Source organism: Robbsia andropogonis (assembly GCF_034047095.1).
Taxonomy (GTDB): domain Bacteria; phylum Pseudomonadota; class Gammaproteobacteria; order Burkholderiales; family Burkholderiaceae; genus Robbsia; species Robbsia andropogonis.
The window spans coordinates 472,422-487,297 of the sequence record NZ_CP139164.1; the positions used below are offsets into that span (position 1 = coordinate 472,422).

12 protein-coding genes and 1 pseudogene are annotated in these 14,876 nt (G+C 59.2%); 7 read left to right on the forward strand and 6 right to left on the reverse strand.

Annotated elements, in window-relative coordinates; genetic code table 11:
- Window positions 1-27 precede the first annotated feature (27 nt).
- On the forward strand, window positions 28-819 hold the full coding sequence (locus tag SJQ66_RS02005; protein ID WP_320533803.1) for a histidine phosphatase family protein: 792 nt from the start codon (window positions 28-30) through the stop codon (window positions 817-819).
- An 88-nt stretch (window positions 820-907) separates the two neighbouring features.
- Window positions 908-2,395, forward strand: coding sequence for an MFS transporter (locus tag SJQ66_RS02010; RefSeq protein ID WP_024905326.1), 1,488 nt, complete (start codon window positions 908-910; stop codon window positions 2,393-2,395).
- Here the strand turns inward: SJQ66_RS02010 and SJQ66_RS02015 are convergent.
- Entirely contained in the window at window positions 2,372-3,535 is a 1,164-nt protein-coding gene (locus SJQ66_RS02015) for a LysR family transcriptional regulator ArgP (protein ID WP_320533804.1), read from the reverse strand. The two genes, SJQ66_RS02010 and SJQ66_RS02015, sit on opposite strands and share 24 nt — an antisense overlap.
- 180 nt (window positions 3,536-3,715) lie before the next feature.
- On the opposite strand from SJQ66_RS02015, the gene SJQ66_RS02020 reads away from it, so the two are divergent.
- The gene (locus tag SJQ66_RS02020; protein ID WP_046153897.1) at window positions 3,716-4,483 is read left to right on the forward strand and encodes a LysE/ArgO family amino acid transporter; all 768 of its coding nucleotides are present in this window, start codon (window positions 3,716-3,718) and stop codon (window positions 4,481-4,483) included.
- A 90-nt stretch (window positions 4,484-4,573) separates the two neighbouring features.
- Here the strand turns inward: SJQ66_RS02020 and SJQ66_RS02025 are convergent, their stop codons facing one another.
- Window positions 4,574-5,527, reverse strand: coding sequence for a class I SAM-dependent methyltransferase (locus SJQ66_RS02025; RefSeq protein WP_081765161.1), 954 nt, complete (start codon window positions 5,525-5,527; stop codon window positions 4,574-4,576).
- A gap of 736 nt (window positions 5,528-6,263) precedes the next feature.
- Between SJQ66_RS02025 and SJQ66_RS02030 the strand changes: the two genes are divergently transcribed.
- From SJQ66_RS02030 to SJQ66_RS02040, 3 genes are all read left to right on the forward strand, one after another.
- Window positions 6,264-6,935, forward strand: a complete 672-nt coding sequence (locus SJQ66_RS02030) for a hypothetical protein (protein WP_096335631.1) — start codon at window positions 6,264-6,266, stop codon at window positions 6,933-6,935.
- A 410-nt stretch (window positions 6,936-7,345) separates the two neighbouring features.
- Window positions 7,346-7,759: a hypothetical protein gene (locus SJQ66_RS02035; RefSeq protein WP_024905331.1), complete on the forward strand. Its 414-nt coding sequence runs from the start codon at window positions 7,346-7,348 to the stop codon at window positions 7,757-7,759.
- A 137-nt stretch (window positions 7,760-7,896) separates the two neighbouring features.
- Complete coding sequence (locus tag SJQ66_RS02040) at window positions 7,897-8,370, forward strand: response regulator (RefSeq protein ID WP_046153882.1); 474 nt, start codon at window positions 7,897-7,899, stop codon at window positions 8,368-8,370.
- Between the two features lie 25 nt (window positions 8,371-8,395).
- Here the strand turns inward: SJQ66_RS02040 and SJQ66_RS02045 are convergent, their stop codons facing one another.
- The 4 genes and pseudogenes from SJQ66_RS02045 to SJQ66_RS02060 form a co-directional block, all read right to left on the reverse strand.
- Entirely contained in the window at window positions 8,396-10,258 is a 1,863-nt protein-coding gene (locus SJQ66_RS02045) for a sensor histidine kinase (RefSeq protein WP_244141714.1), read from the reverse strand.
- On the reverse strand, window positions 10,213-11,235 hold the full coding sequence (locus SJQ66_RS02050) for an alpha/beta fold hydrolase (RefSeq protein ID WP_046154110.1): 1,023 nt from the start codon (window positions 11,233-11,235) through the stop codon (window positions 10,213-10,215). Before SJQ66_RS02050 ends, SJQ66_RS02045 begins: the two co-directional genes overlap by 46 nt.
- A 248-nt stretch (window positions 11,236-11,483) precedes the next feature.
- Window positions 11,484-11,708, reverse strand: a pseudogene (locus SJQ66_RS02055) (hypothetical protein); the annotation flags it as partial.
- 439 nt (window positions 11,709-12,147) lie between these two features.
- Window positions 12,148-13,062, reverse strand: a complete 915-nt coding sequence (locus SJQ66_RS02060) for an FAD-dependent oxidoreductase (protein WP_201779168.1) — start codon at window positions 13,060-13,062, stop codon at window positions 12,148-12,150.
- Between the two features lie 598 nt (window positions 13,063-13,660).
- On the opposite strand from SJQ66_RS02060, the gene SJQ66_RS02065 reads away from it, so the two are divergent.
- Window positions 13,661-14,875, forward strand: coding sequence for a peptidoglycan DD-metalloendopeptidase family protein (locus SJQ66_RS02065; RefSeq protein WP_024905337.1), 1,215 nt, complete (start codon window positions 13,661-13,663; stop codon window positions 14,873-14,875).
- Window position 14,876: the final 1 nt, after the last annotated feature.

Here is a 14,876-nt window from a genome sequence, read left to right on the forward strand (position 1 = left end):
ATGCGCCACAATGCAAGAGGCAACGCCATGAGATCCGCCAATAAGCGTAGACGACAATCCTGGCGGCCACGACGCGTTGCTACGGTTTTTCCCATTATCCCAGGAAGCCTTGGAACGGTATTAAGTACGAAAGCGGTCGGGAGCGGGGTAAGTCGTATTGCCCAGCTCCGTGTGCGTCTGCGGCTGGCGGCGCAATGCCTCGCATTGTTGCCGCTGCTTGCTGCGTCATTTGCGGCCAAAGCGTCCGATGTCACGGCGGCCTCCGGCTTGCCCGCGCCCGACGTGGTCGAAACCATCGTAATGGTGCGCCATGGTGAGAAACCGATGCAAGGGTTGGGGCAATTGAACTGCCAAGGGCTGAACCGTTCACTGGCGTTACCAAAAGTATTACAAAGACTGTATGGTAAGCCCGATGTGATCATCGCGCCGAACCCGGCCATATTGAAATCGGACCTGGGTCGTTCGTATGCCTACGTGCGGCCGCTGGCGACCATCGAGCCGACGGCCATCGTCAACGGCATGCCGGTGGAGGTAACACTTGGCTATGACGACCGGGACGGGCTTGTGGACCGATTGCTGGCGTCAGACCTGCAAGGTAAGACGGTCTATGTCGCCTGGGAGCATCGCATCGCCGAACAGGTCGCCAAGACGTTGATGAAGCGGTTAGGGACTTCCGAGGACGTTGTGCCACGCTGGGGCGGGGGAGACTATGACAGCATCTACGTGGTACGTGTGACCGGCGTGACGGGGCAGACCCGGACCGCGCGGTTCGCGCATGACCATCAGCACCTAGACGGCGTGTCGACGCGTTGTCCGTGACGCTCCTCGGACGAGAGGTCGCGGTATTTATCTTCGGGTGAATGGGTCTGCCAGCGCGTGTCACGGGTCATTGACGTATAGTCGGGATATGAACAAACGTCTCGCCAGTCTGGCCGCCATCCCGTCGTTCATGCCGTTGGCCGGTGCGGTCCTGCTGCTCGGCATTGCGATGTCATTCACCGCGCCTTATCTGTCGCTTTTCAGCATTGAGCGCGCAGGAATGACCCCGCTCCAGTTGGGCATCTTCATGACCGTCAATGCCGCTAGCGGCGTGGTCGCCAGTACCATTGCCAGCAGATGGTCCGATCGGCGGGGAGGACATCGTGCATTGCTGATAGGGGCATTACTCGCCGCGGCATTGGGCTATGTGTTCCTTTGCTTTATGACCAACTATATCGGCTTGCTGGTGATTGGCGTTGCATTCCTCGGCACGGGTGGATCCGCGATTGCGCTGGTGTTTTCATTCAGCCGTGTCGGCCTGCCTTTTCGTAGTGACGCAGAACGGGCGTTTACAACCGCATCGTTGCGGACAGTCTTATCGATGGCATGGGTATTCGGGCCGTCCGTTGGCGCGTTGATTCTTGCCGCTACCAATTTCTACGGCCTTTTCCTTTTTGCAGCCGCGAGTTTTGCCGGATGTGCGGCTATTGTCTATCGCATGCGACCGGTCTCCGTATCGATATCAAAGGGTGCATCCCAGGGATTTCAGGCCACGCGGGCCGCGATGCCCGCAGCTGCTGATCGACCTGATCATGCCGCGATGATCCGCCCTGGTGCGGCGGCGATCGATATGCCCAGTCGTAGCGGGGCGACTGGCGAGAACCCCATGGATGCAACCTCTGTTTTCGCTGCGGGGAAGGTGGACGATATCGGAGGAACCTTGGAAGCGCCTGCCACGGCGGTAGCAGGCCGCGTGGACAAGGCAGCATTGTGGCGCGCGATCGTGGCGCTGACGCTGTTAGGGCTTGTAGCGAACGCGACGATCATCGTGCTGCCGCTGTACATCGTTCAGGGCATGCACGGCACGCGCATCGACGTTTCCGTGATGCTTGGCCTGGGCGCGCTGTTGGAAATACCGATGATGTTGGCCTTGGGAGCCCGTAGTGATCGCTTGAACAAGTTGAAGTGGCTGGCGGCCTGTGCGGCGGTGCATACGGTGTACTTCATTGCCGTCGCACTGGCCTGGCGCATCGGCATCTTGATTCCCATGCAGGCATTGAGCGCGTTCGTCGTGGCGGTGACGTCCTGCCTGGGCATGGTGTATATCCAGGATCTGATGCCCGCGACCCCGGCAGCGGCAACCGCCTTGTTCTTCAACGCTGCGCGGGTCGGTTCGATCATGTCAGGGATTCTGTCGGGTGTAATGGTCGGCACATTCGGCTATCAGGGCACCTTCCTCGGATGTGGGGTACTGGCGTTCATTGCGCTGTGGCTGTTCCTCAATCCGTCCTGGTTCAAGGACGTCTTGCGTGCCTGGCGTCGAGACGGCTGGCAGGGTATTGCTGGCCAATGCGAAGCATGGTGGGGACGCATCAGGCATGCACTTCGCGGTTTAGCGCACCGCCGGCGGCGTTAAAGCGGTGCCTGACGCGGACCGTGACGGGGCCCTGGTATGCAACTCGTCCGGCGCCCATGGTTCGAGTACTGTCCCGGCGATGCGTTCGACGGCACTGCTGAGACGTTGTAACACCGGCGAACGCAACGCCCATCGCTGCCAATACAATGGCACATCAACACCATCATCGCGCCCTGAGCGCGTGATTTGGCGCAAGATACCGTCCGCGATCAGGGGCGCCGCCATTTGTATCGGCAACATGCCCCAGCCCAGGCCGAGTCGGAGTGCCTCGATGAAACTGCTCGTGGTAGGGATGCGATAGCAGGGCGCAGCGCGGCTTCCAGGAGTGCTGTGTTTCAGGCGACTTGCCATGGCGCCAGCGGCATCACGGGTCTGGTCGGCAGATTTTCTCAGCATATCCGCGGCTACGGACATCGCGTCCCCGGGGGCGGCGGGTACCCAGGAGGTAAGGAAGCGCGCGTGCAGCGCATCCTTCTTGTTGAACTGGATAAACGGCGCGCATGACAGGGCGGCCCAGGAATCGATATCCGGCCCGGGTGTTTCCAACACAGTCAGCCAGCGCCGGTGAAATTCGGGTGCCGCAACCGCGATGTAGCGCATGACGCCGAGCGGCGTCGCAGTGCAGCCTTGGACCGGTTGCGGCTCGGCCGTGACCGCACCGATGACGCTGCCGTCACGCAGTAGCGCCGTTGTATGGTCCTGATCGTCCACCTGGATATGCAACACGATCGCCGGACCGTCGTCCTGCGCACTCGCCACCGCATTGGGGACTGCCATGAACCACGTATCCAGTGAGTCGGCATTAACGACCACGGGAATACGCACTGGCGGGGCGGCACCGCCGGTAGCGTGCGGATCACCGTCCAGCCCCGACAGACCTTGCAAACAAGCCAGTGCCTGCAAGGTCTCCGCTTCGAGCATGTCAATCTGCTCGGCGTGCCGCGCCAGTTCCGCACCAGCTTCTGTCGCCACGCAGGGCGTGCCGCGTTTGATCAGGACCTGGCCCAGGCGTTCTTCCAATTGCCTTACACGCTGAGAAATGGCCGGTGCCGTTACATGCAAAATGCGGGCGGCGCCATCAAAGCTGCCCTCGCGTAGAACGGTGACAAAGGCACAAAGTTGAGCGCGGTCGATCTGCATGGCAGGTTGGTTGGGCGGTGATGCGGTAAGACCGGTGGCTACTTAAGAAACGCTAAGGTGGCATAACAGACTTTGCGTTGTCCCGGCGCCGGCGTGCCGCTATGCTTGCCAATTATAGAAGCGTTCCCCGGTGCCTTGTGTGCCGCTTGTATTTTCTTCCCGATGCCTGCGCTGTTTTCGATGAATCTTCCGCTTTTCGAAGCCACCCGGCACATACTGCCTTCGCTTGCTTCTGGCTTTGGCCTGACAGCAGGCCTGATCGTGGCGATTGGTGCGCAAAACGCCTTTGTCTTGAAGCAAGGCGTCCAAGGCCGACACATCGGTCCGGTCGTGTTGCTGTGCTGTGTGTATGACATAGCCCTGATCGTGTGCGGACTTGCCGGCATGGGTACGGTGATTCTGGCGCATCCCGCTTTGGTCGACACCGTACGCTATCTCGGCGCGGCGATGTTGGCTGTCTATGGTTTGCGCAGTTGGCTTGCCGCGTGGCGTGGCACATCGGCTCTATCAATGCAGGCGGTTCCGGAATCCCTGCCACAGGCCGCGCCCCCCTACTGGTCCGCGCCGGTCTGTGCTGCCACCGGTGCCGCAGGGGCGGTATCCGCACGCCAGGCGGTCATCCGGCGCGCCGGCCGGCATGAATCGCCATCCGGCTCGCTGCGCGCGGTCTTGCTGAGTGTAACGTTGCTGACGTTGCTGAACCCGCATGTCTATCTGGACACGGTCGTCTTGTTGGGAGGGGTGGGCGGAACGTTGCCCTGGCCCGAGCGAGGTTGGTTCGGCGCTGGTGCGATGGTCGCCTCCTGCGTGTGGTTTGTGCTGCTTGGATATGGCGCGCGGCGGTTGAGCGGGTGGTTCGCACGCCCTGTCGCGTGGCGTGCGCTCGATGCGATGATCGGTTGTGTGATGTTCATTATCGCGGCGTCGCTGCTGATGGCGCACTTCTGACGCCGGAAGACACGCGACGCCGTGTGTCAATTGCGCATGCCGCGGACTGCTGGAAAATGCCGCACGATGCGCCGGTTACCCGCTACTGATTTACTTTTCGCTGTTGGCGTTGGCATCGGTGGCCGGCTGTCCGCTGTAGAATCGATGATGCATATCGGCCAGGCCAAGTGTATCAAGTACTTCACGCAATCGATTGGCGGGACGGGTACGCGGCAGGTCCTTGTATTGCGCGATGATCAATTCGTTCTTCATGGAATGTTCCCACCCCACGAGTTCCGTGACGCTGACCTGATAGCCGTGCGACTCTAATTGCAGGCAACGCAATACATTAGTGATCTGGCTACCGAATTCCCGTGTATGCAGGGGGTGGCGCCAGATTTCCGTCAGTGGGTTCGACGCCAACGCGGCGCCCTTGTGCTTGCGCAGTACCGATGCCACCTCGGCCTGGCAACAGGGCACCACGACGATCGATTGGGCACCCTTGCGCAGCGCAAAATCAATGGCGTCGTCCGTAGCGGTGTCGCAGGCGTGCAGTGCCGTGACGACGTCTACTTTCTCCGGCAAGGCACGACTTTTCGTGGCATCGGCAACGCTTAGATTGAGAAATGACATCCGATCGAAACCGAGCTCGCTCGCCAATTCGCGTGAGCGTGTGACCAGTTCTTCCCGGGTTTCGATACCATAGATATGCGAGGCGTCGTCGATGGCCTTGAAAAACAGGTCGTAAAGTATGAATCCAAGATAGGACTTCCCCGCGCCATGATCCACCAGCGTAACCGCACCGCGCTGCTGTTGAATGTCAACAAGCAACGGCTCGATGAATTGGAACAGGTGGTAGACCTGCTTCAGCTTGCGCCGACTGTCCTGGTTCATTTGACCGTCACGGGTCAGGATGTGCAACGCTTTCAACAAGCCGATCGACTGTCCCGGACGGATTTCATACTTATCCTGCCGGTCGTGTTTCTCTTGCTTGACCTGCAACTTGCCGGATTTATCGGCTGTGCCTGACAGGGACGCGCGGGAGGGGGCGGATTGCTTAGCCATCGGAATGCGGGAAAACATCAGGGAGAAGGACCAAGCACGCCAGCGCAAAGCAGGCATGCATGCTACGACAGGGAGGGTTTCAAGCCGTCGAAGCAGGAGAATGTCACATTTTAACAAACTGCGGACCTACCCCCGATGGATCGGGATGCCGTGTTGCGATGTTGTCTGGTTTCCAAACAAACGGCTGAACCGACGAGCACGTCGTGCAGCGGCATGGCGGGCATCGTTTGTCGGGGTCTCATTGTGTGCGATGCCTGAGCCGGACGGACACACGGACCTGTCACGACCCATCGCATCACACCTGAATGAATTGTTCATAGCATGATCGAATGACAACGTGGGTACGCACCGTCTGGTGAAGTTGTCTGTTGTTTTTTTGGTTTGACCAGCATGCATATTCACCGCATGCTCCGATCAGAAATATCCGGGACGTGTCGTATGTTCGCATTCCCCATCGCGAATAGACAGGTCGGGAGTCGTTGCGCCATTTCATAATTATATTTTCGAGATAAGTCATCTGTTATGACTGATTCGTTAATAGCGTTATGGGGCACGGGTGCGGATAAGCAGTGTCGAAAGGTGAAAAGCGGGGCGAATCGCCTTCTGCTCAAGTGATGAGTGGGTCGACTGATTCAGTAAAGTTCCCTGCTGCTTCCGCGTGACGGTATCGCGTGGTGACGTGGCGAATGGCTGCCGCTCGTTTGGCATGCTTTGATTGGAGTGCATCTTGAAAAACATGGAAATGCGTACGGTAAAAAACGCGGCTGCCACCGCAGTGTTGTTGGCGCTAGGATCGATGGGGCTGCCCGCGCAAGCACAGGAAGTGTATGTGCAGGGCGGTACACAAGGTGGTGGATTGGGTGCGTCGTGGGGCATCACGAGGTATTTTGGTGTTCACGCGGACGTTAATGGTTATAACCTCTCCCATTCGTTTAACGCGGGTGGTAATAAGTTCGATGGCAAACTGCAAGTAAGGCACCTGGGCGTGTTTGCCGACGTATTCCCATTTCCTTCTTATGGTTTTCGCGTGACGGCCGGTACGTTGATCAATCGTGATCGGATGAATGCGACCGCGGTGCCGACAAATGGCAACTACTACGTTAGAGGCGTTGCCATTCCAGCTGCGCTTGCCCAAGGCCAGCAATTGAGCGTCAATGCCCGTTTCCCGACTTTCATGCCTTATGTGGGTCTGGGCTGGGGGCATCAGCCTGTGCACAAGGGATTCGGTTTTGTCGCGGATATCGGTGTCGCGTACGGCCGCCCGCGTGTCGGTTTCCAAGAACCGTCTGTCCTTACCACGTACATAGCGCGTTCCGCGATCGATCAGGAAGAAGCCGATATCCGTAGCAAAATAGAACGCTATAAGTGGTATCCGATTGTGCAGATCGGCGTCAGCTATCATTTTTAAAAACGATACATTCGCCTGCGAATCGGCGAAATACGGCATCGATCCTTACTCTCATGCGTTGCTGCAACAAGACGCGCGGCCTTTCTGGCGGAGTAGTGATCGGTGCCGCTTGCCATTTGGGATCATGTAGCCTGGAACGAATTGTGCGTTGACCGTGCTGTCTGCTTGACGTGTCGTGAGTGCGGCACATGGCAGTGGTGACCAGCCCATGAAGAACGTTGGTGCATCAAGGCGTTCGGAAGCAAACGGTGTGTTTCCGATGCGATGGCAACCTCAACCGTCATCCGAGTAACGTAACGCATTACGTAACATTCGGGAACGTCATGTCCCATGGGGCAGATGGCCCCAGGTGACAAGGCCCTGTTTGCGTGCCGCGTTTGCTCGTGTGTCAGCCCGGAGTGCAAGCTGCGATGATTTTGTCCGAATACTGCAAGGCGACCTTGTTCTGTCTCGTTTTCGACGGTCCCGGGCCGCGTACCGTTGTCTATATCCAGGCTGGCACCAAGGTTGCCGCCATTCGTAAGGCAATGGACGTCATGATTTGTCTTCACGACGTCGGCATCAGTGAGGTTGCGATGACGCATGTCGCGTCGTATCACGATTTGCTCGCCGAAGGTCGTGCCGAGGTCGAGAGTTTCCGCATTTTCGAGGCGCGCTGGTTCAGCGACGGTACGGAAGAATGGGTATGTTCGCCGCTGATCCTGAGTAACGATTCGACGTTGCTGGGCGCATGGGCCGCGTTGCAGTATGAAATTGCCGCAGGATATGTCGAGCAACTGCCACCGCGCTCACTGCTGGATTCAGGCAAGCCGCCAGTGTCCTAAGCGCGAGCGCACCGGGCGAGCTCTCGCGGCTTTGTCGAAGCGAGAAAGCATCGCGTGTAGAATCGGGTCGTGCAGCGTCATCCGGACGCGCACGGTAATCGCGCCCGCACCGTGGATGCGCGTCTCTCGAGACTGCCATGCTGAAGCCTATCCTTCTGGTTGAAGACAATCCGCATGACCTCGAGTTGACGCTTATCGCACTCGAGCGCAGCAACCTTGCGAATGAGGTCGTCATCGCTCGAGACGGGCAAGAGGCGTTGGATTACTTGAGCGGAGAAGGTGGTTGGGCCGGCCGCGAGCCGGGCAACCCGGCGGTTATCCTTCTCGATATGAAGCTGCCCCGGGTAGACGGATTGGAAGTCCTTGCGGAAGTGCGGCGTCGTGGTGACTTGGCGTCTATTCCTGTCGTGATGTTGACGTCATCTAAGGAAGAGCACGACTTGTTGCGCAGTTATGCCTTGGGCAGCAACGCCTACGTCGTAAAACCGGTGGATTTCCAGGATTTCATTTCGGCTGTGTCCGATCTCGGGATTTTTTGGGCAGTGCTCAATGAGCCGCCACCCGGGTCGTTACGGGTGACGCGCTCCGCGCCGCGTGATAGCGAGGCTTAGTACCCAGTGATCCAAGATCGTGCGCTCAAGCGCGATAAATCGGCAGACGTACTGTGAAAGTGGCACCATGGCCAACGCCGTCGCTTGCAGCGGTTACGGTGCCATCGTGGCATTCGACCAGATTGCGCACCAGCCACAGCCCGAGTCCCAGCCCTCCAATACGTCCCGCATTCGTGCTGCCTAGCTGCTGGAACCGTTCGAAAATGCCATCCAGTGCGTCCGGGTCGATGCCCACCCCATGATCACGCACGCGCAGGCACGCCATGCCATCTTCCACTCGCACGGACACCTCCACGGGACCTTCGCGACTAAATTTCATGGCATTGGAAAGCAAATTCCAGACAATCTGCCGCAGGCGGCTTTCATCGCCAAGCACCACGCATGATTGCAACGCCGGAGTGACAAGATCGAGGCCCCGTGCTTGTACGTCCGGTCGCATTTCTTCCGCGACCAATCCGGTTAATGCCCCAAGGTCGAGCGGGATGCGTCGCACGGACATCTTGCCGCTAACGATGGCGCCGGTGTCCAGTAAATCGCCCACCATCAGCGATAGCTGACGCGCGTTGCGTGCAATAACGTCAATGCCCTGGCGAATTTTTTCGGGATCATGCACCCGTTCCAGCAGTTGCGTCCACGACAGAATCGCGTTGAGCGGAGAGCGGAGTTCATGACTGACTGAGGACACGAATCCGTCCATGGTGTCGACGCGGTCATCGCTGCGCTGGCGCGCACTGCGCTCCTCGCTGAGTTGCGATTCCTGCGCCAGTTCCAGTTCCTTGCGCTGGGTAATATCCAGCATCAGCCCGAGCACAGCCTCCAGCACACCGTCTTCGGTGTATCGCCCAGATCCGCGAACAAGAATCCAGTGCAGGGAGCCATCGGGTCGACGCGTCCGGCAATCGATTTCGAAGAAAGTACGTGCGGACAGTGCGTGATAGATCGCATCGCGCATCCGTTGCCGATCGCGCGGATCGATAACCGATTCGAACAATATTTTCTCGGTTAACTCGGCATCCCGCGTCAATCCGAGATTGATTTTACATTGCGCGGTGCAGATGATCGCGCCGCTATCCGGCTGCCATTCCCAGGCGCCTAGTTCCGCAAACGACATCGCCTGTTCGAGCCGATGTTTTTCATCGGCAAGCTTTGCATTTGCATCGGCGACCAGCTGTTGCCGCAGTTGTGCCAGCGAACGTAGCTGCGCGCGCTCACGTTGGCTGCGCTCGGTTCGCGCCATTTCTTCCGTGACGTCCCAGACACGAAGCGCGATCCAGTGCGGTTCCCTATCCGTTCCGAAGGACTGATCGGTATCCGGAGGCGAGACCTTGCCTTCCCGTGTGTGCTCGAGCGCGGGTATCAACGTGGCCTGGATTGTCCAATAGCGCGGCACCAGCGCGCTTTCTTCGTTCGATGCATATGGCGTGGCGTTGTTTGCGTTTTCCAGAGTCGGATCGACAACCGGAAAGCGGGTCGTCTGGGCCGTGGAATCGTACCGGAAGTACTGTGCGCTGACCGGACGTCTTGTGCGATGGAGTTTGTTGAAGGTCGCCATCAACCATTCGGCGCGCGCCTTTCGTTGTGCGTGCGGGCCCCATTGATTGACGTCGAAGATCGAATGACCGATCAGCGTGTCGCGCGATTCTTGGACAGTAGCCAGATACTGGTCATTGACGCGAACCACCCGATAATGGTTATCTAGAATCACGTATGCATCGGGCAGGACATCGAATATGTCGAGGCTGGCGGTGATACTGGCTCGCGATTGCCGTGCTGACGCGGCAGGCGCCACGACGAATGCGTCCGTGTGCCTTGAAATGGGCTCGGTTATCCCCGTGCGGCCGTTCATCTGACGCCACCCAGAAATTCCCGTATTGTCGATGTCAACCATGCGCGATCGTCTGGAATACGTTGCGGGTTACCGGCGCGGTGTCCATGCGGCGATGGTATGACGCGTAGCGCGGCACTGCGGGCATTGATCAGCAGTGGCAGTTCTGCTTGATTGTCGCTGACCTGGAAGTAACGATCCGTTTCTCCCGGTAATAGCAAAACGTGCGCGGTAATTGCCGCCATCGCGGCGGCGAGGTTTCCTTGATCACGGGGGGTGTCAGCGATGTTGCCTGCATGCCAGGTTGAAAGTTGCGCAAGCAAGTCGTTGGCATCGCGACGGCTGTAGTATGTGTCCCAAGCGCCCTGAAGATAGGATTCGAGGGAATCGAACCCGGCTTCGCGCCAGAGGGCATCGCGAAAGAACGCGTGGGACGTGACCCAACCTGCATAAACCCGTCCCATGGCCTTAATACCCCGTATGGGCGTCGTTGCGAAGTGGCCGTCCTGAAAGGCTGCATCGGCGGTCAGCGCAGCGCGCACGCCCTCCAGGAACATCTGGTTGTACGGGGAGCAACGTGCGGCGCCACAGACGACCATGATCCTTTCGACCATGTCCGGGTAGCGTGACGCCCAGTGATATGCCTGCATCGCGCCCATTGACCAACCATAGACCATTGCCAGCCGCGAAATGCCCAGTTGTCGCAGTAACGCGTGCTGGGCATCGACAGCGTCATGGCAGGTCACCAAAGGGTAGTCATGCAATGGCAGGCCGGCATTGGACGGTGACGAGGACAGGCCGTTACCGAACAAATTTGGAATGACAACAAACCAGCGTGACGTATCCAACCCTTCGCCGTCGCCAACGAGCCAATCTATCTCGTGGTCTTGGGCGGCGAATGACGTGGGGTACAGAATAACGTTGGATTTATCCTCATTCAGCGACCCGTAGGTCCGATAGGCGAGGCGCATAGACGGGAACACACGCCCCGACTGCAGGGGCACGTCCCCCAGGTCGAAAAAATGGGCCGTACCGGACATTGTCAGGCGCTGATGGCCGATGCGTCCGCGAATGACGTGCCAGTGTCCGGCATCGTGGCGGGGGCAGTGGCCGTCGGGCCCAGTGTCGACGTAACGGCGGCGCTGAACGGTGCCTGTGCGCCGGCCGATGGCGGCATGGCGGACGCGGCAGGCGCCGCGCCCACTGCCGCCATGCCGCCGTTGGCACCGAGTTGCGTGGCGCGCTGCATGGCTTCCACGGCCGCAACCGCTTCGTCGCTGCTCTGTGACAACTCCGCGCCATGGGCACGAATTGCCGCGATTAATTCCGCAGGGGTAATTTCATAACATACCGTCCGCAGCGTTCCCGCCTTGCGCTGATCGATGTCGACCATCAGCACCGTCTTGCCATCCGGCGAGGCTTGCAGCCGGACCTGCCGGCAGGGCAGCGTCGGATCGGCGAGATACTCTGAAAGAAGCGACATCGCGCCAACTGCGCCATTCTTGGTAGACATGACTCTATTCCTATATGACTGACAGAAGACGCGATGCATTGCCGCGCAATGTTGGCGCGTACCGTAACGATGACGTGACGCGGTTCGCGCCACGGAATCAACATTGTCCGGAAGAAATGTGACGCTTTCGATTCCACGCCGGTACGCGCGCCTGCGGATGACGGGGTCAAGACAGATGACGCCACCCGTTTTCACCGCACCGGATCCGCAAACCCCCCGTTTTGCCAGATGCTGGTCTACGACAGATCTACCCGAACCGGTATCCTATATTACGACAGCCATCGCCGCCTTGCCACGTCGCATTAAAAAGCGTGCGGAGCCATCATGCAATGCCGGAATGCTATTGCCAACCTCGGCCAATCAGCCAGGGATCGGCGTGCGACTTCTGTATGGATGTACAGTATAGCCGAATTGCGTCAGTGGGAGATGGCCTCGTCGATCAAACGGCATCGGGTAGCGTCAGCGACCGATGCACGGCGATGCCGGCTGCGGTGCCATCGCCCACCGCCAGCGAGACGGCGTACGAGACGCGCGCAATATCCCCGCAGGCAAAGACGCCGCGTATCGACGTTTGCTGCGACGCATCGGTGAGCACGTATTCGCCTGTGCGGCTCTGGCAGATATCGCAGCCTAGTTGCCGTGCAATCGGACTGCCGAGGCGCGACGGAGGCACCATGAACAACATCGTCAGCGGGACAGTACGTTTGTCCGCCAATTGCACCGATGCGCCGCTGCCTGCTAGCCCGGTCACGCGTTCCTGTTCGATCAAGACTCCGCGCGCGGTCAGTGCATGGTTTTGTTCGGGAGGCAGGATGAAAGCGTCGTTCGTGAACAACGTCACGGGCCCCCAGTCCGCGAGTAATAGTGCTTGTTCGACCGCGTCGGGGCCGAACGCCAGCACGCCAAGCGGCGTCTTGTCCAGCGCGTAGGCGGTGTAGTAAGGGCTCAAGCTCACCGTCTTGCCCCAGCGCTCGGCAAGCCCGGGAAGTTTCGGTAATGCGTCGACACGTCCCGAGGCGAGGATCAGGCGCCGCGTGCGGTACTCGGTCGTGCTTGTATCCACGACAACGAACAGCTCGTCCTTGGCATAGGCATAGGTGGCCGAGGCACCAATCCATTCCACGTTCGGGTAGCGTAACAGCCGTGCTTTCGCCGCAGCGGCTAACGTCGCGGCCGGGCGCTCGTCCAGTCCGATAAAGTCGTGCGATGTCGTGGAAAACCTGTCGCGTGGGCGTCCCGCGTCGAACACTAGCACCCGGCAATGTGCGCGGGCCAATTGCAAAGCCGCGGCAATTCCCGCATAGCCGCCCCCAATTATCGTGACGTCATATGGCATTCTGGCGCTGGCAAGCATATCGCTTCTGGAAGCTTTTTAACGACGTTACTCTAAATCGCTTCGCATAACCAGTATCCATCCGGAGAATGTGACGTAGCAAAAACTTCCAGTTTTCGGGTTCCAATTCGTGGTGCATCTCCTGAATTCACACCAATTTACAATTCACCTGGTAAGAATGGGTAAATGCCTTTACGACGCCACTAGGCTTGTCGCATACTTGCGCTTCGGCTTGTCCCGCCGAATGTTTCTGGGAATTACCCGTTTTCTTCCCGTGATGTTTATCGATGTCCAAGGACACTGGCTGTCGGCGCATGCAATGCTGCGACTCGGCGGGTCCAAGGCCGCGACATCGTGGGTTTTTACCATCTCGCACCGATGCGTCGTCGGCAGGATGGGGTGGTGCTATCGCGGTCGGTATGGTCCCGACGCGAACGTCCTGGCCTCTCTTGTTCGGATCGTTACCGTCCACGCCCTGGATGCGTGCGGGTGTCCGGTCCCCTTTTGTCACCGCGTGCGCTGACATGCGCCATGCAAGGCTATTTTACAGCCCGCGTATATTGTACGAGTGGGTTTTGGGGTGATCCGAGGCGCATCGTTGCATTGCCGATTTGACGCAATGACTGCTTTGCCACCTGATACGCTATCTTCCGCTACATCCGCTTCTGATTCCCTGCCGTCTCCGCCGCCCCATGGTCAGGTCGCGGCGAACGTCGTAGCCGTTGTATCGCTGCCCAATCCCGAACGGTTTGCCGATCCGTCTCGTCGGTTGAAGCGTGTAGCGGGGATGTGTGCGCTGGCGGCGTTGTGTACCAGCTATTTTGTGGCTGCATCGCAGTCCACCCGCAAGCAGGCCGACGACGACGCCGTCATATCGATGCAGCGTCTGGACGACGAGACCGTCGCGCAGCGGCGCGGCATACAACCTACGTCGTCAAGTGGCGCTAAAGAGGGTTCTCGGCGCGCCGTGACCGGCACGACGACGATGCCGGTGCTTGATGCCATGCACGCGGCTGCTGCTGCTGCGGGATTGGAGGTTCGCTCGACTATTGTGGAGAGTAGCTTCGATGCTTCCGCGCGGCAGGCGGGTCTCGACCCCGCCACCGCGTTGAAAGTCGCACATGCATTCAACGGTGCGATCGATTTCCGCCATGATTTGCGCAAGGGCGACACGATTACCTTTTTGTTCCACGCCACTGACAGCGCGACAGCCCCGGCGCGCCCGGCCGTTCCTGTGCCGGATACGACATTACCGGTTGCCGTGAAGATCGGCGACGGCAAGGATGGGGCAGAAGTTTTCCTATATCAGAAGCTGGGCGGTGAGCCGCTCTATTACGCGAAGGATGGCACCAGCGCCAAGCCGGCTTTTTCACGGTATCCGGTGGCGTTCACGCGGGTGTCGTCACCCTTTTCCTTGCGGCGTCTCGATCCGGTCACGCATCGTTGGCAGGCCCATGAAGGGGTTGACCTCGCTGCGCCATACGGCACGCCAATTCGCGCGACCGCGAATGGCCGTGTCGTCTATGCTGGCTGGAAGAGCGGATATGGCAAGGTCGTGGAGATCCAGAACGCGCCGCCTTATTCGACACGCTTCGCGCACATGTCCCGCTTTCATAAGGGGTTGCGCGCCGGGCAGACCGTCAAGCGAGGCAATGTGATCGGCTATGTCGGTACGACCGGTTGGTCGACGGGGCCGCACCTGCATTACGAGGTGCGCGTGAACCAGGTTGCGATGAATCCGCTAACGGTGCCGCTGCCCCGTGATACCCGTCTTGCCGGCGACGACAAGCAACGCTTTGTCGCGCGGGCAAAGGCACTTGCTGCCTTGATGTAGC

Coding starts and splice junctions, on each gene's coding strand:
- SJQ66_RS02005 (WP_320533803.1), top strand. CDS start 28: ATGAGATCCGCCAATAAGCGTAGACGACAATCCTGGCGGCCACGACGC.
- SJQ66_RS02010 (WP_024905326.1), top strand. CDS start 908: ATGAACAAACGTCTCGCCAGTCTGGCCGCCATCCCGTCGTTCATGCCG.
- SJQ66_RS02015 (WP_320533804.1), bottom strand. CDS start 3,535: ATGCAGATCGACCGCGCTCAACTTTGTGCCTTTGTCACCGTTCTACGC.
- SJQ66_RS02020 (WP_046153897.1), top strand. CDS start 3,716: ATGAATCTTCCGCTTTTCGAAGCCACCCGGCACATACTGCCTTCGCTT.
- SJQ66_RS02025 (WP_081765161.1), bottom strand. CDS start 5,527: ATGGCTAAGCAATCCGCCCCCTCCCGCGCGTCCCTGTCAGGCACAGCC.
- SJQ66_RS02030 (WP_096335631.1), top strand. CDS start 6,264: ATGGAAATGCGTACGGTAAAAAACGCGGCTGCCACCGCAGTGTTGTTG.
- SJQ66_RS02035 (WP_024905331.1), top strand. CDS start 7,346: ATGATTTTGTCCGAATACTGCAAGGCGACCTTGTTCTGTCTCGTTTTC.
- SJQ66_RS02040 (WP_046153882.1), top strand. CDS start 7,897: ATGCTGAAGCCTATCCTTCTGGTTGAAGACAATCCGCATGACCTCGAG.
- SJQ66_RS02045 (WP_244141714.1), bottom strand. CDS start 10,258: ATGGTTGACATCGACAATACGGGAATTTCTGGGTGGCGTCAGATGAAC.
- SJQ66_RS02050 (WP_046154110.1), bottom strand. CDS start 11,235: ATGTCCGGTACGGCCCATTTTTTCGACCTGGGGGACGTGCCCCTGCAG.
- SJQ66_RS02060 (WP_201779168.1), bottom strand. CDS start 13,062: ATGCTTGCCAGCGCCAGAATGCCATATGACGTCACGATAATTGGGGGC.
- SJQ66_RS02065 (WP_024905337.1), top strand. CDS start 13,661: ATGACTGCTTTGCCACCTGATACGCTATCTTCCGCTACATCCGCTTCT.